This window comes from Lysinibacillus sp. NPDC093210, from assembly GCF_044753985.1.
Taxonomy (GTDB): Bacteria; Bacillota; Bacilli; order Bacillales_A; family Planococcaceae; genus Lysinibacillus.
In genome coordinates this window covers 261,146-282,748 of sequence record NZ_JBIVOE010000001.1, presented here as the reverse complement: position 1 = coordinate 282,748, position 21,603 = coordinate 261,146, and the positions used below count along the sequence as shown (strand labels likewise).

Annotated in this window: 25 protein-coding genes, 1 pseudogene and 1 riboswitch; of the genes and pseudogenes, 18 read left to right on the top strand and 8 right to left on the bottom strand. The window is 34.4% G+C overall.

All coding sequences use genetic code 11. The annotated features are described in order from the left end of the window. Positions 1-183 precede the first annotated feature (183 nt). Both ACIP9C_RS01400 and ACIP9C_RS01395 read left to right on the top strand, forming a co-directional pair. The gene (locus ACIP9C_RS01400; protein WP_401007948.1) at positions 184-699 is read left to right on the top strand and encodes a hypothetical protein; all 516 of its coding nucleotides are present in this window, start codon (positions 184-186) and stop codon (positions 697-699) included. Between the two features lie 71 nt (positions 700-770). Continuing rightward, positions 771-1,304 (top strand): hypothetical protein, encoded by a 534-nt coding sequence (locus tag ACIP9C_RS01395; RefSeq protein ID WP_401007947.1) that lies wholly within the window; start codon positions 771-773, stop codon positions 1,302-1,304. Positions 1,305-1,321: 17 nt separating this feature from the next. Here ACIP9C_RS01395 and ACIP9C_RS01390 read toward each other — a convergent pair whose 3' ends face one another. Continuing rightward, a complete protein-coding gene (locus tag ACIP9C_RS01390) occupies positions 1,322-1,714 on the bottom strand; it encodes a ribonuclease HI family protein (RefSeq protein ID WP_401007945.1) in 393 nt (130 codons plus the stop codon). A 184-nt stretch (positions 1,715-1,898) separates the two neighbouring features. Between ACIP9C_RS01390 and ACIP9C_RS01385 the strand changes: the two genes are divergently transcribed. Further along, a complete protein-coding gene (locus ACIP9C_RS01385) occupies positions 1,899-2,090 on the top strand; it encodes a zinc-finger domain-containing protein (RefSeq protein ID WP_172771035.1) in 192 nt (63 codons plus the stop codon). Between the two features lie 395 nt (positions 2,091-2,485). Here the strand turns inward: ACIP9C_RS01385 and ACIP9C_RS01380 are convergent, their stop codons facing one another. Both ACIP9C_RS01380 and pepF read right to left on the bottom strand, forming a co-directional pair. After that, on the bottom strand, positions 2,486-3,469 hold the full coding sequence (locus tag ACIP9C_RS01380; RefSeq protein ID WP_401007943.1) for an SEC-C domain-containing protein: 984 nt from the start codon (positions 3,467-3,469) through the stop codon (positions 2,486-2,488). A 254-nt stretch (positions 3,470-3,723) separates the two neighbouring features. Continuing rightward, positions 3,724-5,529, bottom strand: a complete 1,806-nt coding sequence (gene pepF / locus ACIP9C_RS01375) for an oligoendopeptidase F (RefSeq protein ID WP_401007941.1) — start codon at positions 5,527-5,529, stop codon at positions 3,724-3,726. Between the two features lie 252 nt (positions 5,530-5,781). On the opposite strand from pepF, the gene ACIP9C_RS01370 reads away from it, so the two are divergent. The 6 genes and pseudogenes from ACIP9C_RS01370 (at position 5,782) to ACIP9C_RS01350 (ending at position 8,331) form a co-directional block, all read left to right on the top strand. Next, a complete protein-coding gene (locus tag ACIP9C_RS01370) occupies positions 5,782-6,222 on the top strand; it encodes a Dps family protein (protein WP_401007939.1) in 441 nt (146 codons plus the stop codon). 106 nt (positions 6,223-6,328) lie between these two features. Continuing rightward, complete coding sequence (locus ACIP9C_RS01365; RefSeq protein WP_401007938.1) at positions 6,329-6,856, top strand: general stress protein; 528 nt, start codon at positions 6,329-6,331, stop codon at positions 6,854-6,856. A gap of 149 nt (positions 6,857-7,005) precedes the next feature. Next, complete coding sequence (locus ACIP9C_RS01360) at positions 7,006-7,308, top strand: helix-turn-helix domain-containing protein (RefSeq protein WP_401007936.1); 303 nt, start codon at positions 7,006-7,008, stop codon at positions 7,306-7,308. Between the two features lie 8 nt (positions 7,309-7,316). Next, positions 7,317-7,667, top strand: coding sequence for an IS3 family transposase (locus ACIP9C_RS01355; RefSeq protein ID WP_401007935.1), 351 nt, complete (start codon positions 7,317-7,319; stop codon positions 7,665-7,667). 224 nt (positions 7,668-7,891) lie between these two features. Beyond that, positions 7,892-8,011 (top strand): annotated as a pseudogene (locus ACIP9C_RS23115) (SAR2788 family putative toxin); the annotation flags it as partial. Then, entirely contained in the window at positions 7,987-8,331 is a 345-nt protein-coding gene (locus tag ACIP9C_RS01350; RefSeq protein WP_401007933.1) for a DUF7878 domain-containing protein, read from the top strand. The pseudogene ACIP9C_RS23115 and the gene ACIP9C_RS01350, both read left to right, overlap by 25 nt. Before the next feature lie 228 nt (positions 8,332-8,559). Here ACIP9C_RS01350 and ACIP9C_RS01345 read toward each other — a convergent pair whose 3' ends face one another. Then, positions 8,560-9,099, bottom strand: coding sequence for a GNAT family N-acetyltransferase (locus ACIP9C_RS01345; protein WP_401007931.1), 540 nt, complete (start codon positions 9,097-9,099; stop codon positions 8,560-8,562). 204 nt (positions 9,100-9,303) lie between these two features. Between ACIP9C_RS01345 and ACIP9C_RS01340 the strand changes: the two genes are divergently transcribed. Together ACIP9C_RS01340 and ACIP9C_RS01335 are read left to right on the top strand one after the other, a co-directional pair. Then, a complete protein-coding gene (locus ACIP9C_RS01340) occupies positions 9,304-9,753 on the top strand; it encodes a Dps family protein (protein ID WP_401007928.1) in 450 nt (149 codons plus the stop codon). Between the two features lie 197 nt (positions 9,754-9,950). Beyond that, positions 9,951-10,457, top strand: a complete 507-nt coding sequence (locus ACIP9C_RS01335) for a general stress protein (protein ID WP_401007925.1) — start codon at positions 9,951-9,953, stop codon at positions 10,455-10,457. 168 nt (positions 10,458-10,625) lie between these two features. Here the strand turns inward: ACIP9C_RS01335 and ACIP9C_RS01330 are convergent, their stop codons facing one another. Further along, positions 10,626-11,525: a DMT family transporter gene (locus tag ACIP9C_RS01330; RefSeq protein WP_401007922.1), complete on the bottom strand. Its 900-nt coding sequence runs from the start codon at positions 11,523-11,525 to the stop codon at positions 10,626-10,628. Positions 11,526-11,659: 134 nt separating this feature from the next. Between ACIP9C_RS01330 and ACIP9C_RS01325 the strand changes: the two genes are divergently transcribed. From ACIP9C_RS01325 to ACIP9C_RS01315, 3 genes are all read left to right on the top strand, one after another. Next, positions 11,660-12,535 (top strand): LysR family transcriptional regulator, encoded by an 876-nt coding sequence (locus ACIP9C_RS01325; protein WP_401007920.1) that lies wholly within the window; start codon positions 11,660-11,662, stop codon positions 12,533-12,535. A 97-nt stretch (positions 12,536-12,632) separates the two neighbouring features. Further along, positions 12,633-13,307 carry a phosphopantothenoylcysteine decarboxylase domain-containing protein gene (locus ACIP9C_RS01320; protein WP_401007919.1) on the top strand — a complete coding sequence of 225 codons (675 nt, stop codon included), beginning with the start codon at positions 12,633-12,635 and terminating at the stop codon, positions 13,305-13,307. 216 nt (positions 13,308-13,523) lie between these two features. Next, positions 13,524-13,618, top strand: a riboswitch (SAM riboswitch). Positions 13,619-13,691: 73 nt separating this feature from the next. Further along, the gene (locus ACIP9C_RS01315) at positions 13,692-13,847 is read left to right on the top strand and encodes a YezD family protein (protein ID WP_080653350.1); all 156 of its coding nucleotides are present in this window, start codon (positions 13,692-13,694) and stop codon (positions 13,845-13,847) included. A 204-nt stretch (positions 13,848-14,051) separates the two neighbouring features. On the opposite strand, the gene ACIP9C_RS01310 is transcribed toward ACIP9C_RS01315, so the two are convergent. Then, positions 14,052-14,540: a flavin reductase family protein gene (locus tag ACIP9C_RS01310; RefSeq protein WP_401007916.1), complete on the bottom strand. Its 489-nt coding sequence runs from the start codon at positions 14,538-14,540 to the stop codon at positions 14,052-14,054. Between the two features lie 814 nt (positions 14,541-15,354). Here ACIP9C_RS01310 and ACIP9C_RS01305 point away from each other — a divergent pair. Beyond that, positions 15,355-15,858: a hypothetical protein gene (locus tag ACIP9C_RS01305; RefSeq protein ID WP_401007914.1), complete on the top strand. Its 504-nt coding sequence runs from the start codon at positions 15,355-15,357 to the stop codon at positions 15,856-15,858. 14 nt (positions 15,859-15,872) lie between these two features. Continuing rightward, positions 15,873-16,412 (top strand): hypothetical protein, encoded by a 540-nt coding sequence (locus ACIP9C_RS01300; protein ID WP_401007911.1) that lies wholly within the window; start codon positions 15,873-15,875, stop codon positions 16,410-16,412. A 199-nt stretch (positions 16,413-16,611) separates the two neighbouring features. Here ACIP9C_RS01300 and ACIP9C_RS01295 read toward each other — a convergent pair whose 3' ends face one another. Together ACIP9C_RS01295 and ACIP9C_RS01290 are read right to left on the bottom strand one after the other, a co-directional pair. Beyond that, positions 16,612-17,769: an ABC transporter ATP-binding protein gene (locus ACIP9C_RS01295; RefSeq protein ID WP_401007910.1), complete on the bottom strand. Its 1,158-nt coding sequence runs from the start codon at positions 17,767-17,769 to the stop codon at positions 16,612-16,614. 103 nt (positions 17,770-17,872) lie between these two features. Beyond that, a complete protein-coding gene (locus ACIP9C_RS01290) occupies positions 17,873-18,775 on the bottom strand; it encodes a PucR family transcriptional regulator (protein ID WP_401007908.1) in 903 nt (300 codons plus the stop codon). A 361-nt stretch (positions 18,776-19,136) separates the two neighbouring features. Between ACIP9C_RS01290 and ACIP9C_RS01285 the strand changes: the two genes are divergently transcribed. Next, a complete protein-coding gene (locus ACIP9C_RS01285) occupies positions 19,137-20,048 on the top strand; it encodes a dihydrodipicolinate synthase family protein (RefSeq protein WP_401007905.1) in 912 nt (303 codons plus the stop codon). A 146-nt stretch (positions 20,049-20,194) separates the two neighbouring features. Then, positions 20,195-21,586 (top strand): ABC transporter substrate-binding protein, encoded by a 1,392-nt coding sequence (locus tag ACIP9C_RS01280; RefSeq protein WP_401007904.1) that lies wholly within the window; start codon positions 20,195-20,197, stop codon positions 21,584-21,586. Positions 21,587-21,603: the final 17 nt, after the last annotated feature.

The following is a 21,603-nucleotide window of genomic DNA, read 5'->3' as shown; positions in this document are numbered from 1 at the left end:
TGGCAACTTTTTATTCTCGGAGGAAAGTTTATATAAAAGTCATTTAAAAACATATAACGAATTACTTTATGATAAAGGTAAATGAAACTTGGGGGAAAAGGAACTACTTATTTCCAAAGAGCAGTTCCCATAATATAAGGTTTTTAACATGAGACTCATTTTCAAAAAAGTGTGGTGCTTTGTATGAATAAACTAAAAATAGAAACATTTATAGGAGAAGAAGATATAAATGCTTTTCCAGATTTAGTAATTGAAAGTTTTCATATTTCTAATCCATTAGCAGTTGAAAAGGCGCAGACTATTTTAGAAGAAAATGAGGGTGACTACTTATGTGGCTTTGTTTCTTTGATTTATAATGATGTGGTGATTTTTGGGGAAGAGCAATTAACTGAAGATTTATTAGATACGTGGTGTGATTTAATCTATATTTTTGATACTCACTATGATGGTAGAAGTCATCAGATTAGCTTTTTAGATAATTATCCCTATACGGATACTACAATTCAAGAAAATGGTCAGTTCTATGAAATTCAATTGGATAAATACCAGCGCTTTCTAGTTCCTATAGAGTTATTTAAAAGAGAAGTAAAGAAGGAATTTTTTAAATTTGTGGAGTTTTGTAAAAATGAAAAACTACTGTTCGCCGAAGATAGTTTATATCGAGCACTATTAGAAACATATGATGAATTACTTTATTGAGCTGTCCTTACAATATATCTATATTGGCATTACTCATAACAGAAGACTCATCATGGAAGTGGGGTGCTTTTATGAATGCGCTAAAAATAAATACAATCATTGGTCGACAATATTATAGCAATTTTCCAGAAGTAATAACTGAAGCTATTCCTATTACGAATCCATTAGCAGTAGAAAAGGCACAGAACATTTTAGAAGAAAACGAGGGCGATTACTTATGTGGCTTTGTCAGGATAATTTATAATAATGTGGTTATTTTTGGAGAAGAGCAATTAACGGAATGTTTGTTAGATACGTGGAGTACTTTTAGTTATCTTTTAGAGAGTAGATATGATGGAAGCAATCATCATATAATTTTTTTGGATAATTATCCTTATATCGATACGACAATTCAAGAAAATGGTCGGTATTATGAAATTCAACTTGATCGTTACCAGTGCTTTCTTGTGCCGATTGAACCATTTAAAAAAGAGCTGAAAAAGGAATTTTTTAGATTTGTGGAGTTTTGTAACAATGAAAAACTATGGTTCTCGGAAGAAAGTTCATATAGAGGGCTTTTAGAAACGTACAATGAGTTAAAATTAAGCGAACAGGGGACTGATTAAGCAGTCCCACTATTATTTTAATTTTTTTCCTTAAGAATTGCCTTACGTGCCAGTGCGTCTGCTGCTTTATTTTGTCCATCTGGGATCCATTTGATGAAAAATAAATCAAAATTGCTTGCCAGTTTTAATGCTTGCTCAAGAAAAGGTTTAAACTCTTCGTTTTTTACATATTCTTTTTCTATAGATGCCACGACAACCTTTGAATCGGAGCGGACGGAGATAATACTTGTACCAAGCTTTTGTGCTTCCTCTAGACCGCGTACTAACGCGGTGAATTCTGCAATATGATTATTTGTCTGTCCGATATATTCACTAATTTGTACGTGATGACCTTCTCCTTTAATAAAAATGCCAATGCCGCTAGGACCTGGATTACCTGCACTTGCCGCATCTATATAGACCTCTAACATGAAAATCCCTACTTTGCGTTTAGACTTCCATTTTATTTTACAGCAATCGTGCTGTTTGACAACCTTCAAATTAGACCAAACAATTTTTGTTAAATAAGGATGAACAAAATAGTTGCTTGAACACAACGTTCGCTTCATAATAGAAAGACATGAAATTTGGACGTGAAAGGGGCGAACGTTCTTAATGGATAAAGTGACGGTTATGAAAGACATTGATGAACTACATGATATGTACTGTGCTGATTGCTTAGTCATTAAGCAACTACGTAAAGAACGTGGGAAACCAGAAGCCCATCGTTTTTGTATTGAGGAATGTACAGTAGGGGAGCGACTGCAATTTCTTGGTGAAGAGCTAATGAAAGTTTATAGCAAATAAGAGCCAATAGATGTGGAATCTCACAAAAATACTTAAAAAGAAATATTTATGCACGTAATTAATCATATTTCCTTTCTTGCATGCATAAATAACAATATGTTCGGAAATAATAATATTGGTTGGTTACCATAGAAAAAGCTACCTTGTGTTCTGCTATGCAGATAACATACGTAGCTTTTTTCTATTTATAAGCATATGGTGTTTTAGAAACAGGAGCAAAGGTGGCGAATGTAAAATCGCCGATAGAAGTCTATGAATCGCCGGTAAACAAGCAGAAATCGCCGATAGAACTAAGTAAATCGCCGATAAAGCTCGGAAACGCAGCAAGCGGTAGCATTAAAAAAAGAAAAAGTGTTAGATTGACTGCAATCAATCTAACACTTTTTCTCTTTTTATTATTTAGTTGAAGCGTATTGACTTAAATCTTGATAGTATTTTGTTAAAGAGGAAGGAGAAATATCGAAAGTCGCTGCAATTTCTTTGACTGTTAAAGATAGCGATTCAAATAGCTCCTTTTCTTGACCGTAGCGAATGGCACCCGCTGCGATTGCCGCTTCTTTACGTGCAGATGGTTGTCCTTCGATTAAGTAGTCCTCTAATAATTCAAGCATTGGTGCTGTTTCACGCTCATTTTGCTCAAGGAATTCCTTCACTTGCGCAATAACACCGTTTTCGAAGCTTGTAAATTCTTCACCCTTGTAGCCATTAGATACAAGTAGCTCCCAGAATGAAAGATGATCTTCTTTTAAGAATGGTTGAACCTTTTTCTTAGAAGCCTCAAAGTTTTCTTTTAACTTCACAAATACCTTTTCATGGTCTTGTGGGAAGAATATAAGAGTAGACACCGCTAAATAATGCGCTTCTTGCTTTGTGCCATCTGGTAAGATGAACGCAAAGACATGCATTCCCTCAGGAATTGGCTTATCATTTTCGCGACGAATATAAATATCTTCATTAGATAGGACATGACTAGCTTTGAAATATTTTTCCTCTACAACTGTTACTGTACCGATGAATAATGTTGGTTGTGACCAGCCTTCTAGCACTTTTAAAGTAGAAGGTCTAACCGTTTTTTTCTTCGTTTTCTTTAAGTAACCTTTCCAAATAGATGGCTCTTGATGGAAGAAGAAATCGTCTAAAGCAATTGCTTCAATAAGCTCACGTTGAAGTACGCTCTCTAATTTAGGCTGCCATGTGCCAACATGCTCGATATATGCACGAACATCTTTGCGTTCTGGATATTCTAGATAAAATGTTTGTAGTACACGCTCCAGTTCTTCGATTGCTACAGCCTCTACTGTAACTTGCTGTTTACCTTCACAACATTTTTTGTATTTTTTGCCGCTACCGCATGGGCATGGATCATTACGTTTTACCATAATTAGAAACACTTCCTTTGAAAATTGTTAGTCGATTTTTGCTAAATAAATTGCGTACTCTTAATAATAACGGTACTTTTGTACGAAGAAAAATGATTATCTATTTTGAAATATCAAAAAAGTTAATAGGGCGAGCCCTGATTCTAGTATATGTAAATGTTTTCTCGCTTAGAACTAAAAAATGAAAACCACCTACGCTCTAGAAGAGTACGTAGGTGGCAACGTTAAAAAGTTAAAAAAAGGGATAGATTCTATTAAGCTTCAATCTCTTCTGTTAGGCTTTCAAGTTCATCGATTAAATGACCAATGTAAGCAATCGTATCACGAAGTGGTTGATCAGTCGTCACATCTACACCTGCCATTTGTGCAAGCTCTACAGGTGATTTTGTGCCACCCGCTTGAAGGACAGTTAGCCATTCGTCTACTGCTGTATTACCTTCTTTTAAAATACGCTGCGATACTTGTGTAGAAATCGTTAAGCCAGCACTATATGTGTATGGGTATAAGCCCATATAATAATGAGGCTGACGCATCCACGTAAGTTCTGCACCTTCTGTGATGTTGACAGTGTCTCCCCAGAACTCTTCTAAAACTGTACGTTTTAATTGGTTTAACACAGTCGCATTAACAGATTCACCTGCGTCCACTAATTCATATACTTTACGCTGATATGCTGCTTCTAATAAATGTGTAACGAAGTTATGATAATACGTTTTCGATACGATGTTTGAAATGACCCAACGTTTGAAGCGTTTATCGTCATTATGTGTCAGTAAATAGTTTGCTAGAAGCATTTCATTCATTGTAGACGGTGCCTCAATAAAGTATAGAGAAGGGCGACTATTTAAATAAGATTGATGTCCATGCGAATTAACAAAATGGCCTGCGTGACCAAGCTCATGGATAAGCGTAAATACTTCGTTCATGCGTTCATTCCATGACATTAAAATGTATGGATGACTGCCGTACGGGCTTGAACAAAATGCACCGGTAGATTTACCCTTATTTGGTGCGTAGTCAATCCAGCGCTCGTTGAACGCTCTTTCAATCATTTGCTCATAATCTTTACCCATAACAGCTAATGATTTTTCAACATACTCTTTTGCTTCTGCCATTGTTAATTTTGGATCATAGCTCGGATCAAGCGCTATTTTTAAATCAGCAAACGTCATTTCTTCTAATCCATGCGCTTTTTGCACAAGTTTTGCATAACGACGCATATGTGGTGCAAGCTCTTTCGTAATAAGGTCAATTTGACGATTATATAGAGAGCGATCTACATCTTGGTCAAACAATAAATAGTCAATGACAGATTCGAAGCCCCGTAAATCAGAAATTGTTTTTTCTTGCTGAATATGTGTGTTATACACTTTTGCCGTTGTATGCTGATACTCACGAAGTTTGTTAGAAAATGCATTAAAAGCTGCATGGCGAATAGCTGTATCGGTTTCAAGCTCCCAGTCATTTTCGAATAATACGTAGCTTAGCGGATGCTTCTTACCATTTGCTTCAAATTCTCCAAAATGCATATCCACGAGCTTTGTCGTGTTATAGATTTCATATGGTGCTTCAAACGTAGAGCTTAATGCAGCGAGCGTTTTTTCTACTTCTGGATGTAATTGATGAGGCTTTTGCTTTAATAGCTCTGTAATATAGCGCTGATATAGCGGGCTTTTTGTTGCAGCTTCCTCTAAAATGGCTTTATCCAATGCAAGCAATTCACTGTTTACAAATGCGATTGAGCTGCTAATTTTACCAACTGCGGTACCAAATTTCGCTGCACGCATTTGGGCAACTTCATCCGTACGATCAGCCTGGATATTTAAGCTTGCAAATGTTCCAATCGGGACAATGCCTACTTGTAATGACTCATAAGCCGTAAGTACATCAATTACTTTTTGAGCATCAGTAATTGTACCTTTGTATGTGCTTTCGAATTTTACTGCATCCTCTACAAACTGAGCTAAAGCAGGTTCGAAATCAGCATCATTTTCAAGTAAATCTTGTAAATTCCACGTTTCCTCTACTGCGACATCTTTTCGTAATGGTAATACTTCCATGTAAGAACACCCCTTTTAACGTAAGTGATACCATTATAACGAAACTATTTCGAAAAGTGAAATAATTATAGAAAGAAGTTTACAATATTAATAGCTTATTTTTTGTCAAAAAAAACATTAACTATAAATAATTAATTGTTAACTATGTAATTAGATGTTTGAAAATGTGTCAGTAGGGAAAATATGAGGTATAGCCAATACACAATATAACGCATACTAAAGGCTAGTATATGAATTATTGGAGGAGATATTATGACACAAAATTTAAACAAACAATTGAACAAGCTGGTAGCAACATGGTCTGTACTGTATACAAAATTGCATAACTACCATTGGTATGTAACGGGTAGCTCATTTTTTACACTCCATGCAAAATTTGAAGAGTTATATAATGAAACAACATTAAATTTAGATGAAATTGCAGAGCGTATTCTTTCAAAGGATGGCAAACCGGTTGCCACATTAAAAGAACATCTTGAGCTTTCTTATATTGAAGAAGCAACAGGTAAAGAAACGACAGAAGAAATGGTCGCAACAACGATTTCAGATTTTCAAACGCTCATGAAAGCTTTAAATTCCGCAATGGAGTTGGCGGCTGAAGAGGGAGACGATCGTACAGAAGACTTACTAAATGCGATGTATCAGTCACTTGAAAAACATGCTTGGATGTTAAAGGCATATCTTAACGAGTAGTAATGAAACGATTACACTAAGCAATTATGAAGAAAAAGGTAAAGGCAATTCCTCTGATACGAACGTGTCTTGAGTGGGCCATAAAAATTAGGAGGACATAAACAGCATGATTGAACAAAATCCACATATTGAAGTGGCACACTCGAAAGAGGAAATGCTAGCAATATTAACAAATATGCATAGTCAAGGCTATCAAACAAATGATATTCATATTATTGCCAAAGACTCTACACCATTTGAAGACATTAAATGGGAAACCGATGTGAATACACATGAGGCAGGTAATTGGGTAGATCAATTTAAATCATGGTTTACAGGTGAATCGGCGATAAAGGAAGGTATTAAGCGTTTTCATTTAACTGATGGGCAAACAGCCTATTATGCACAGCTTGTAGAGCATGGTTCGATTGTTATATTTGCTGAGAAGGCAGATACGGATGGTCCGTTACAAATAGCTATCGACCAAGAGGAAAATCGATATCGCCATAATCCACTTGAGCCTCGCATGACGGCTCCAGAACCATTTATTGATACGATTGATAACGTCGAGACACCTCAGCAGCGGGAAAATCGCTTAAGGGCTGAAGAAAGCATGGAAGAAACAGAACAATTGAATACAGAGAAAACAGAGTAAGCGAATCCCCCTCCAATTAACGAAGGGGGATTTTTAAATTTACATTCATAATCTGTTCTCGTTTATTGCATTAACAATTATAATAGTATAAAAATGACGGATATGCTGAAAGGACAACCCAACTGATGCCAAAGGGAAGAAAAACGGACTTGAATGAACGAATACAAATCGTTAAATATTGTTTAAAAAACGACAACAATTATCAGCTAACAGCAGACATCTACCAAGTAACATACCAACAAGTTTACCAATGGGTTAAAAAATATGATGCTAGTGATGAAACATCGCTGCAAGATAATCGTGGACGAAATAAAGTTGAACATGAACGAACAATGGAAGAACAATTGAAGATAGATATGCAACAGCTTGAACGTGAGAACGAGCGACTACGTACAGAAAATGCCTTGTTAAAAAAGCTAGAGGAGCTCGAGGGGAGGCGGATAATGTCATAGATAAATATATGGCAATACAAGCATTACATCTTCATAATAAGTTCTCTATTTCTCTCCTCTGCGAATTCGCGGGAATATCACGCTCATCATATTATAAATGGTCAACGCGTGTACCAACGATAAGACAACAGGAAAATGAGGAAATTGTAAAAGAACTACACAACCTAAATGAAGTATGTGCAAAAAACTATGGCTATCGCAAAATGCAGCAGCATATGAACCAGAAATTTAATAAACAATTTAATCATAAACGGATTTTGCGATTGATGAAGCAAGTAAACTTACACTCAGTGAGTAGTGAAAGTCAAATGAAGTCTGCCTTGAAAAGGTCTAAGGAAAATATATTAGATGATGAGTAGACACAGTGGGAAATTTATGATTAAGGTTAATGCCAATAAAACTTGCATCATTTAAAGCTCAAAATGCTAGTATTCTAGCGTTTTGAGTATTTTTATTTTCCAGAGGATGAATGTTTAAAAATACGCTTTCAAAGTTTAGATGTAGCTCATATTTTATAAAAATAAAAAGAATTATCGAAATTTATTGACTTTTAAAAGTAAAATAATTATAAAGCGGTTAGGCTAAATTATCATTTAAGTTTGATGTAAATCTTAATAAAAAAATAGGTACAAAAGGTGAAACAAAAATAAGAATAGTGATAGGATATGATGGTAATATATGGACAGCATTTCCAGTAAAATAAAATTTGAATATGAATTTTTAAGTGAATCAGATGCTATTTCTAATAAAGATAAGGGAAATGTTTCGTTAATCTTGGGAGTAGAGGCTATCTTTAAAATTAAAATAAATGAAGCGTTATATTTTGAAGAAGAACTAGCTTTTTTTGAATTTTATAAGTCTTTGTATGTGTGGAAAGAAAAACTTAAAGAAAATGGGAGGTTGAATTTCCATTATTATTCAGTAGAGTATGATGAATATGAAGAAGGATCGATCATTTCTATGATCCCTTTTTTTAACAAAGCTCGGGAAAATCCATTTGGGCAAAATCTAACGTTTATTTAGATTTAGAGAAAAAGCTTAAAGGAGATATTGAAAGTTATTTTAATATTGAATTAGGGAAGTTTATTAAACATATTCCGTATAGTGTCAATGGTTAGATAAATTCGATTTTGAATAATTTATTAAGTCAATAGAAACATAAAACAGTAACCACCAATCAAATAAAATTGATAGGTAGTTTACTAGTTTAACAATACATTTTATTTATTAGATATTAAAATTAAATCTATTTCAGAAAGAAAACTCGTTAGGTGCTGCCTCTAAATCACTCCATTTATAATAAACAAATTTTAAGTTTTGCCCATTTATTTCAAATGCCTCATCACTTGTGCCAGTGTAGGTAAAGCCATTTTTCTCTAATACCTTTTGTGAGGCTATATTATTTGTTGTTGTTTTCGCCGCAATTTGTGTTAGGCCTTGATTGCTGACGTTCGCTAATAACAACTGTAACGCAATATTTGCAATGCCTTGACCAATATGTTTTTCCCCAACTCTATAACCGATATGACCTAGCTGTTGATCTTTAACGATATCTGTTAAATTGATACGTCCAACGATATGTCCGAGTTCATTTTTAATTAAATAGAAATAGGATAGCTTTTGCGCTTGTTCGTCAAGTAGCAAAATGTTTTTCTTTTTAAAAATAGTAAAATCATAATAATCCTCGCCACGACTAGGTACCATTTTTTCAAAATATGCTCGGTTTTCAAGTTCAAATGCATATAAATTTTCCATATCATGATATGCCAATTCGTTTAATGTAATTTTCATAAAGTCTCCTATGTTGGATTGTTTTTATTCCATTGTACAATAATGTGCACAAAGTGGAATATATTTACTGTTAAAGGTTCTAAGAAAAGAGAATTTTTATTTCACTAATTATTTTTTATTTTATTTATTGTGTCTACTTGACAGGGTGCGTCTTGTTGTTGCATACTAAAAACCTAAAAAAAACTATAATTTGGAGGGGTAATTATGCCACAAGATTTAAACAAGGAATTGAATAAACTAGTAGCAACTTGGTCAGTACTGTATACGAAACTACATAACTATCATTGGTATGTAACAGGTAATGCCTTTTTTACACTCCATGCTAAATTTGAAGAATTATATAATGAAATTACAATTAACTTCGATGATACAGCAGAGCGTATACTGTCAAAAGGTGGAGAGCCAGTTGCTACGTTAAAAGAATATCTCGAGCTATCATATGTGGAAGAAGCAACAGGTAAAGAAACTGCTGATGAAATGGTAGCAACGACTGTTTCAGATTTTGAAAAACTAATGCAAGCTATTAATCATGCTATGCAGCTAGCGGCAGAGGAAGGGGATGACCGTACTGAAGATTTATTAAATGGGATGTACTTATCCCTTGAGAAACATACTTGGATGTTGAAAGCCTTTCTTGATAAAAAATATGCATAATTAACATTGGCACTTGGAGTAAAGTTAATAGCTCCAAGTGTTTTTTATAGCGATTAATAGAATATGACAAAAACGCAACAGAAAACAATATGATATGACAAATATTACAGTTATATAAAGGATGCATAAAAAGGGTTTTTTGTGAAAGTGACAGGGTACATACATAGTAAGCCTTACAAAATTAGGAGGAATTGAACATGATGAATGAACAAAACCCAAAAATTGAAGTTGCACATACGAGAGAAGAGATGTTTCATATTTTAAAATGTATGCGCATGGAAGGTTATAACGCAGATGAAATTCATATTATTTCTAGAGAATCAGATGAAATTAAAGATGTTAAATCAAATGGTGATGTGAAAACACATGAGGCAGGTAATTGGCTTGACCAAATTAAATCATGGTTTACAGGTGAGACAGCTGTCACAGAAGGTTTAAAACGATTTGATCTTACAGAGGGTCAAACAGCTTATTACGCTCAACTGGTTGAAGAAGGAGCCATCGTATTATACGCGGAGCATGATGATGTAAATCCTACAACGTCTACACTTGCCGCAGATTCAAATCGCGCTCCACTTGATCCATTTGATACACATGTAACACCACCTGAATCTATCGTTGATGAGACACCAGCACAACGCGAAGAGCGACTAAAAGCTGAAGAGCAAATGAATGAAGCTGAACAAATGAGAAGATATTTATAAAGGTAAAGTGGCTAGAATTTAACTAGCTTGAAAACAAGCAAAAAGTGAAATGGTATGCACTCCATTTCACTTTTTACTGTTTTTATAACAGTGTGCGTCAAAGCTTAGATAATCAGAAAAAGACCCTGAGAATTTTACAAATGTAAATTTTTCAGGGTCTTTGTATAATTAATGCATCACTTTTTCTTGTTCATGTTTTCGCATAAATCGAAGAATATGAAGTTGCTCTAATTGAGCGACAAGATTACCAATTAAAATGAAGCTTCCACCGATAAGTAATTTTACCGTTAGTCCTTCGCCAATGAACATCATCGCAAACATCGCTGCGAAAATAGGTTCTAATGAGAATATTAGTCCTGTATGTGTAGCAGAAGTATACTGTTGTGCAACAGTTTGGCCAACGAAGCAAAACGCGCTACAGATAATACCAAGACCTAAAATCGCAATCCATGAAGTAGTTGAATTCGGAAGTGTAGGTGCTTCAAAAAGTAGTGTTAAAACAAGCGCATAAATTCCAGCAAAACCGAGCTGATAAATACCATAGGAAATCGATTCTACGCTACGTGTAAAATGACCGTTTAACAGTAAATAAATCGAATAACATAATGCCGCGATTGCAACTAATATATCGCCCATTTGAAATGTAAATGAATGTTGAACAGTTAATACTGTAATACCAATCATCGTGCAAATAATTGCAAAACTTACTGCTTTTGATGGCAACTTTTTCTCGATAAAGCTACTGAAAATGGGCACTAAGACTACTGTAAGGCTTAAAATAAATCCTGCATTTGACACAGAAGTTGTCTCTAATCCAAATAAGCTAAGTGCAAACACAATGAATAACAGCAAACCTTGAATAGCTGCGTATTTCAATGTTTTGAAATTGACCTTTATCATACGCTTATAAAAAATAATGCCTGCTGCCAAAAATGCGATGATACAGCGTAATGCTACCACATTAAATACAGCTAATGTTTCAAGTCCCATTACCATAAACGTATAAGACAATCCCCAAAACATTGTAACTATGACCATTAATAAATTTGCTTTCCCTTGATTACTCATTATGCACCTTCTATCTCTGTGTACTAAAACAGTTTCATACTAAAATTTACTATATATCTTGTATTGTGATTAGTAAAACGAATGTTTATAATGATTAGTATTAAAAAAATTCATGTATATATGAGGGAATGTGAATGAGTTTAGTCAAATATGAGATTTTAAATAAAGTGGCAGAAGTTTCTAGCTTTACGAAAGCTGCAGACGCCCTTGGGTTAACCCAATCGGCAGTTAGTCATGCTGTTTCCAGCTTAGAGAAAGAATGTGGATTTGCCCTTATTCATCGAAGTCGAACAGGAGTGACATTAACGAGCGAGGGACAAACAATGCTTCGGGCTATGCGAAATGTTCTCGATGCGGACGAATTATTACAACAAGAAGCTGCCCATATTCTTGGTGTAACGCGAGGGAAATTGCGAATAGGTGTTATTTCTAGTATTTCTTCCAACTGGATGCCAGAAATTATCCGTATTATGGACAATCAGTTTCCAGGTATACAAGTAGAGTTACGTGAAGGGGACTATTATGAAATCGAACAGTGGCTACAAAGTGGTGAAGTAGACGCTGGCTTCCTTAATGGTCAAAAATCGGAGCAATTTCAATTTATCGAATTGGTCCAAGACCCACTTTTATGTATAGTCTCCAATCAAAGCTCTCTCTATAATCGTTCAGAAATTGATATTGCTGAACTAGAAGACATGCCTTTTATAATGACATCGTATCGGGGAACTAATGATGTAAAAGTAATTTTAGAAGAGTACCATGTTAAACCAAATATTCGATTTGAGCTATCGGAGGAGGTTGGGATTATTTCGATGATTTCACACCATTTAGGCATTACTATTTTACCTCGATTAGTGATTAACCGATTACCATCCTCATTAAGGGCTATCCCACTAAAGCAAGGTGGTTATCGTACGATAGGGCTAGCCATGAAACATCAAGCCTCACCGGTCACTAAAAAGTTTGCGGAAATTTTAAGTGTGTGGCTAAAAGATCAAAATAAGAAATAGGTTATTTAAGCTTTTTACGTTAAAATAGAACATGTAGATTGCTTATCAATTAGTTATTTTTTAAAAATGATAGTTTGAAAAGAAAAGGTGAGTGTGAGTGGGGACATTACAAGGAAAAACCGTACTCATTACAAGTGGGGGAACACTTGAAAAATGGGATCGTGTGCGAGGGCATACGAATTTATCGAAGGGGTCAATGGGCTGTTATTTGGCTGAAGCAGCTCTGGCGGCAGGTGCGAACGTCATCTATATGCATGGCTATTTTGCGCAACTGCCGATTAATCAAGATAAAATGCGTACAGTACGCTTTGAAGGTATTGAAGATTTAGGTGATAAGGTTCGCTATGCTGTACAAAATGAACAAGTAGACATCGTTATTATGGCAGCTGCAGGTTCAGATTGGGTCATTGATAAAGTATACGATCAATCGGGGAATCTAATGGAAGGTGCAGGGAAGATGCCATCTGACGAGCCCCCTGTTATTCACTTTAAAAAAGCACCAAAAGTGTTAGGCAAAATAAAGGGTTGGCAACCAAATGTCACGTTAGTAGGTTTTAAGCTAGAGGCAACAGAAGATGAGGAATTTTTACTGTCCCGTGCACGTCTTCGTATGGGAACTGCCAATGCACAGTTGATGGTTGCCAATAGTTCACAATCTTTATATGGCGGACAAGAGCCACATTGGATTGTACCTGCACAAGGACAACCTATTAAAGTCATTGGTAAACAAGAAACTGCAAAAGTGTTAATGGAATACTTACAAAACGTATAAAGAGCGGCTGTGTGGAATATATAATTCTGCACAGCTTTTTTTATGTTTTGAACATTCATACTAATGCTTTCAAGATCTTAAGATTGGATTTCAAGAAAATTTAGAGCTATAAAAATGTACCTTTTTTCTCTATTGCATAGTATTCAACTAGGTTTTATAATATTTATATTGACAATAGGTTTTCTGAATTATAGAATTATTTCCAAGAAACGTAAACTCTTATCGCGAGAGGTGTGGAGGAATTAGGCATAATGAAGTCTCGGCAACCGAGTTAATAGGTGCCAACTCCAGCAAAGTCTGAGAGATAAGGGGAGGCATCAAATCGTCTTGATGCATGGATCTCTTTTATACACAAAAGTATGAAAAAAAGAAGGGGTGTATCGTATGTCTCAACTGTCTAAGATTGATGATAAGAAATTAGAAGTTATTGCGAAGGCTATTCAAAATTTAGAATTTGGTGAAGTGCAAATTACAATTCAAGATGGAGTTATTGTACAAATTAATCGACTTGAAAAACAAAGATTTCCTCAGAAAAAGTGAAGCTTTAAAAGAAGCAGAGAAATTAACTCGCGACCTAATTTTAGGCTTATTGTCGCCACATGGTGTCCTGAGTTAATGTGCAACATCAATGAACTTGGTTCATGTTCCAATATTGAACGCAAGGGCAGTTTGTTCTAAATATTTTTAACTTACGAACAAGAAAAGTAGGCATCTCAAAAAAATTTGAAATGCCTACTTTTTATTTTATTCGTAAAAGCTCGTTGGGATTTGACCAATATGCCTACGATGATAAAGTAATGGTTCTTTTTTTGCATTATCAATTTCCAAAACATGACCAATGAAAATGGTATGGTCGCCCGCATCAATTTTATTAAATGTTTTGCATTGAAGCGTAGCTAACGTATCATGCAATATTGGCAAACCGTGTACAGAAGTAGACCATTTGACTTGCGCAAATCGGTCAGAGATTTTACTAGAAAATACCGTACATAATTGTGTTTGATCGTTCGCTAAAATATTTACCGCAAATTTGTCCGTATTACTAAAAAGTGGATGAAGCTGCGATTTTTTGTCCAATGACCATAGGATAAGGAGCGGATCTATGGAAACAGATGCAAAAGAATTGACCGTTAAGCCAATCGGTTCATTAATATCGCTGTAAGCTGTGACAACTGTGACACCTGTTGGATAATTACCTAAAGCCTGTTTAAAAGCAGTTACTTTGTCCGTCATACAATCACCTCTTATTATTTTATGGAGAATACGGTTTGTTTGTTCTTGTAGCATTTTTTCTGGTGCTATTATGGATAGCCTACAAAATAATCCAGCAACTGTAAAGCGTATATTATTCAATTATTATAATATAAAAATTTCTGAAAGGAGAAAGAGAATTTTAATTATTTCTAAAATATGGGTTTTTTATATAGATTTTTAAAGAGATACATATTTTATTTATTGACTATATTAATGACATAGGATAAAATTTGCGCAATAATTTATAATTATAATTTTCTAAAAAAATAGAATTGTATTTACTTAATAAAAATGCTTGATTTATTGATTCTTCGCCTATTGAATGAGTTAAGTATTTTCAAATCACATATAGCCAACCAATCATTGTTTTCAAACCATCAACTTCTATCAGCATATATTAATATTCTTGAAGTAATAAAAGTATTTGAGGGTAATGGCCCTTTTATAGAAGGAAATTTATTAGTATATGTATTTAAGGATTTCTTATTAATCCCTATCTTATTGTATTTAATTTTATTTATAAATATTTTAGTTTTGAAGATGCCTTAAAGTCTTGGGTTGAAGGTTGCTAAATGTATTCCATCAAGATCGTTAAGAAATAAATGGTATACCAATTCTATGATATTGCCTGATTAACAAAAAATGTAATACTCCAGGTTGTGCACAAGCAACTGAAGTTGATAATTTAAATTGGGTAGATATTGAAGAAGAAGAAAATTCAATATCTATATTTGAAGCACCAGAAATATTCGATAGTCTAGAAGAAATAGATTGGGATAATGTAGAAGTTTCATTGATAGAAGAAGTAGAATGGCACAATATCCCTATAGAAGTAAATGAAGAAATTTTATCTAATGGAAATAAACCTCGATTTTTGCCACTCGTGGCAAGGCTTGTATTAAGTGGAGGGAAATATGTAATTAGATGGGGTTCTAAGGTGTTTAAAAAAGCATCTAAATCTAAAGTTTCAAATGCTTTGACTAATTTTGAAACTGCAACGTTTAGAGCAGGAAGTCATACTTTTAGATTAACTAAATCAGATATGGAACATATGTTAACTCGACATCACCCGAAATATTGGGATGGGTCAATAAGGGGAAATCAATCGTTTTATAATCCAAATTTAAGTGTAGATGATGTAAAAAGTATTGCTTTAAATATAGCTAAACAAAATAATACGATATTAGCCAAAAAAGGAACAAATGGTATGTTCAGAGTAGAGGGACAAGTAGATGGTGTTAAATACGTACTAGGGATTAAAGATGGGCATATTAGACAACTATATCCAAAAAACTAATGTGAGGTGAATATATGATGGAAGTAGTAACAATTAATGAATTCGTTGTAAAAAGAATTATCGACGATTTGGAAGATGCAGTCAACAATCCTGATAAATATACGATAAGCATAAACGATAATTGGCATGAATTTGTTTCTTTTATCAATAACACTCAAAATAAATATATAGAAGAAGACGGTCTTCTTAGACTTGATGGTGGGTTATCGATTAAATGCTATAATAAAGAAATTTTAGGTGTTCGATATTGGGACTATCTCCCTGAGCTATGGGGATATATTGTCAATGTGATTGAAGATTACTTAGAGGACGGCATTGGGAAAAGTTATTTTCCTGATCAACCAGTTAAAATACAATTAAAGCAATTAAAAAATAAAAAAGTACAATTTTTATTTGATAACGACGATCATGTGTTAGAATTTGAACAAAAAATGCTATTAGGTATCTTTTTAAATCGTGCTGAAGTCTTTTTTACTGTTCTTGTAAAAGAACTTGATTTGACTAAATATAGCTACGAAATTGAAAAAATTCAAAAATTAAAAACCCGGATATGAATCAATTTATATTGAGTGCAACTAATCAAAAAGTGTTAGATTGATTGAATCAATCTAACACTTTTTCTATACCGTTGATGTCCGCTGCGGCGGTGTTTTCCGCTCAGCACAGTAAGCCATAACCCTCGCTATTGTGCAGAGTGCCTCCGCCTTTCATTGTGTGCTGTTATGAACAGGAGTCACCAACTTCGCTACCATCTTAGCCAACAACAACAGGCTTTTCAGTGCCTTCGTTGCCTTTGTTTTGTCCACTATTACCTGGAATAATACGATCTTCAGTTTCTTTATCGAAGAAGTGTACTTTATTCATATCCAATGCCAGTGGCAATACTTGGCCTGGTTTAGCAGTGGCATTGGAATCTACACGTGCAATAAATTGATGACCTTCGATTTGTGAATAGAGCATAATTTCTGCGCCCATTAATTCAGCTACTTCTATAGTTACATCGATTTTAGAGCCTGGTGAAGATTCGATAAATGCTTGTTCATCATGGAAATCTTCAGGACGAATACCCATAATAATTTCTTTATTATTGTAGCCTTGTTCAAGTAGGTCTTTCATTCTTTCTTTTGGTACCGTAATTGAAGCATTACCAATATGCATTTTGCCATCTATAAGATTACCAGTAAAGAAGTTCATTGCTGGTGAGCCGATAAAACCACCTACAAAAACATTTTTAGGTTGCTCATATACCTCTTTTGGCGCACCTACTTGTTGAATAATTCCATCTTTCATTACAACGAGGCGTGTTGCCATCGTCATCGCTTCTGTTTGGTCATGTGTAACATAGATTGTTGTCGTTTGTAATCGTTGATGAAGCTTTGTAATTTCAGCTCGCATTTGTACGCGAAGCTTTGCATCTAAGTTCGATAACGGTTCGTCCATTAAGAATACTTTTGCGTCACGAACAATGGCACGACCTAATGCAACACGTTGACGTTGGCCACCGGAAAGGGCTTTCGGTTTACGATTTAAGTATTCTTCAAGGCCCAAGATGCGAGCAGCTTCATTTACACGACGCGAAATTTCATCTTTTGGTAATTTGCGAAGTTTTAATCCAAATGCCATATTTTCATATACGCTCATATGTGGGTAAAGAGCATAGTTTTGGAAGACCATGGCGATATCGCGATCTTTAGGCGCTACATCATTCATTCGTTTACCATCAATGATTAAATCTCCTTGTGAGATTTCCTCTAGACCTGCAACCATACGTAATGTAGTAGATTTACCACAACCTGAGGGTCCTACGAAAACAATAAATTCCTTATCTTCAATATAAAGATTGAAATCCTTTACTGCTGTGACATTTTTGTCATAAATTTTAAAAATATGTTGTAATTTTAATTCAGCCAATATCGTCATCTCCCTTATGTAAGTGTTTTTTAGAGTATAAGAGAAAAATATGTAAAATGTATACGTATACATTACACAAAACATGTTTGGGCACATTGTACAACTATTGATAATTTTCTGATTTCAAAAGTATCATAGCAAGGGAAACAAAAGCCGCGTTTGCGAAGGACCGAATATCTATTCCAGTGTTTTCTATAAATTTGTCCAATCGATACTGCAGGCTATTGCGATGGATATAGAGCTTTTTTGCTGTTAAAGAAGCATTTAAATTACATTGCAAAAAAACTTGAATAGTATGAAGCATTTCTTGCCCTTCTATACTTTCTACAAAAAGATCGGACAGTATATCTTTTTTTACGAATGATGGTGAATGAATCATTAATAATGGTAAAGCTTCGTAAAATGTAATCGTCTTTTCACGATTTGCATAACGATGAATTGTGTTAAAGCATTGGAATTCATGGTCAAATTTTTCTTTCAATAAATGATTTGCTTGATGTAGTTGACCGATATAACTATAAATTTTAACAAAAAAATCACTAGTTAATGTGTCACTTAGTTGATTAAACGACTCTTGATCGAAAACTACTTGTGGCTTTTCGTCTATTATCATACCTTGTATATCATTGATCATTAAAATGATTGGTTGCTGAAATCCACCAGTAATCGCTTCTTTAAAGCTGTTAAAATCATCGATTGGTTGTTTCAGATAGAAATAAAAAAAACGTAATATTTTTACATCTTGTAAAAACGGTACCTCTTTTGCATCATTAAATAAAAAATCATACCACTTCTGCTGAATATTCGAATTATTTTGTTCGATAGTAAGATTCTCAACGGGAAGGAATAAAGTTTTTAATAGATTGTGTTCTGAATTGGAAAGGGCAGTTTTGACGATTCCAAATTTCCTACCATCTTCTGTTTGGAACCAATATCGATTACTATCTTGAGCATTATATGTAGTCGTAAAAGCTGTTTGAAAAAGATTTTCTAGTTTTTCAAGCATTTGTTTCTCCTTTTTAGACTGATTGTAAACAATTTTCATCCTTACTGTAAAACAATATCGCTAATCATTATTTAATTATTATGACGAGAAGCGCTACATAACAACTGTATTAAGTTATTTAAAGTAGCATTTATAGGGTAATTCTTTTTTATGCATAAAAAAGGTGAAATTTTTCTCCAAAAAATAAAAAAATAAAGAAAATTATTTACATTTTATTTTGAATTGTTATAATATTAATTGTAAGCGTTAACAGGTTGGTGTTTTAAATTAAGGTCATGGTTTGCTTACGAAGTTTTGTAATATTTTTCGTGATGTTAGGTCACATAAGGTTTTATTAAAATTAATTAGGTGGTGTTCAAAGTTGAATTTAGAAAAATATAAAGGTATCATTCCTGCTTTTTATGCTTGTTATGATGATTTAGGAGAAATATCTGAGAACCGAACAAAAGAACTTTGCGACTATTTATTCAACAAAGGCGTTAACGGGCTTTATGTAGGTGGAAGTTCAGGGGAATGTATTTATCACAACCTTGAAGAAAGAAAAGCAACACTAAAATATGTAGCAGAACATGTAAAAGGGAAGCTCACGTTAATTGCTCATGTTGGGGCACCATCGACAAGGGATAGTGTTATTTTAGCAAAATATGCTGAGGAATTAGGCTATGATGCTGTCTCGGCTATTCCACCAATTTACTTTAAATTTTCAGAAAGTTCAGTTTATAAATACTGGACTGAAATTATGGATGCAACGAATATGCCATTTATTATTTACAATATCCCTCAAACAACGGGATTTGATCTTTCAATCAATCTATTTAAGAAGTTATTAGAGAATAAGAAAGTGATAGGTGTAAAAAATTCTTCGATGCCAGTTATGGATATTGAAAGATTTAAGTCAACTGCAGGTGAAGATTTTATTGTATTTAATGGACCTGATGAACAATATGTTTCAGGCAGAGTAATTGGTGCAGATAGTGGGATTGGTGGAACATATGGCGCGATGCCGGAACTGTTTATCAAGGCAGAGGAATTTGTATCAAACGGGGATTTCGCAAATGCGAGAAAAATTCAGCATGATATTAATGATATTATCGTTGCTTTATGTTCATTAAATGGTTCCATGTATTCAACGATTAAAGAAGTTTTAAAATTAAACGGGGTTACTATTGGCAGCGTAAGGGGCCCATTAGAGCCAGTATCTGGTGAGGATTTAAATAAAGTAGCAGGCATTAAAGCGTTAATCGATCAAACAATATTAAAGTACAAAGAGTAGCTAAAAAGCGATTCAAAGTTTTGAATTTCTTAAAGCAAAGCGGAAGTTGTTTCACATTAGGAGGAAGGTCACAAGCTTATTACTTGGCTTGTCTTTCATAAAGGTAATTTTCATTTATAAATTAAATTATTAAGGGGGAGTAGTTTATGTTTAAAAGGCGTTATCTAGCAACCGCAATAGCAATTTTGTTTGTACTCTCAGTGCTAGCTGGTTGTACAAGTAATTCTACAGATAGTTCTAAATCTAGTTCTTCTGATGAGGTAGAATTAAAAGTTTGGTTAACTCCACAGTGGAAAGGTGTTTTGGATTCTTCTGAAGATGGAGCTGATTATGATAGCTTTTTCAAACATGCAGGGGAGCGATTTGCTGCTGAGTATAAGGATCACAAAGTAAAGGTTAATGTAGAAGTTATTGCAGGAGATCAACGTGATGAGCTATTAAACGTAAGCCTTAATGGTGGAACACCTCCTGATGTATTTTTTGAAAGTGTGTTTGCTATGGGTGACTATGCTCATAGAGGTGCTTTAGTACCGTTAAATGATATTGTTGATGACGAATCAAAAAAAGATATTGCGCAAGGTTATTGGGATAGCGTGACATTTGGTGATGATGTTTACTTCTTCCCTTACTCTCATAACCCAGGTACTTTAACTTACAACGCAGATATGTTTAAAGCAGCTGGACTAGATGAGTACATTGGTGGAGAGCATGAAATCAAAACTTGGACTCTAGCTGACTATGAAAAAATTCTAAACAAGTTAAAAACGGATTTACCTAAAGATAAATATTCAAATGCGTATCCAATGGGATTATACGCGCTAAATAATCAAGGTGATACTTGGAATCTTGCTTATTTAAGAATGTTTGGCAATCAGTTCTTTGATAACAATGGAAATGTAATCATTGATGACGCAAATGGTGTGAAGGCTGCTAATTGGTTAAAGAAAATTTATGATGAGGGCTTAACAAACCCAGGTGCGGAATCCGTTTCTTCAAACGATGTGAACGCAATGTTCCAAAATCAACAGCTTGCAATTAGTTTTACAAACGCAATTTTATTCAATAATGCAAAGGCTGATATGGAAAGTGGAAAAGCGCCTAAGTTTGATATAAGACTGGCTAATATTCCTTCTGAGGGTGGGGACCCATTAACCTTCACTTATGTAACAGGTGCAGCCGTTTTTGATACAAAAGACGAAACAAGAATTAAAATTAGTAAGGATTTCGTGAAATTTATTTCAACTGATCCTGAACTTGTAAAGGCATCTAAAAATGGTGTACCAGTTAGAACAACTGTTGCTGATGAGTTTAAATCAGAAAAACCTTACTTCGAGGCGTATTCTGCTAATGATCCATACATGTTTAATTTCACTGGAAATGTACCTGGATACAGCCAATTAAGACAAGTTTTATATCCAGAATTACAAGCTTTATATACTGGTGGTAAAACGGCAGATGAGGCTGTGAAAGATTACCAAACAAAAGGTAATAAAGTTATAGAGGAATCAAAAGTAGACTCTGTAATTTATAATAAATAGCTCTGCGCGTATATAAC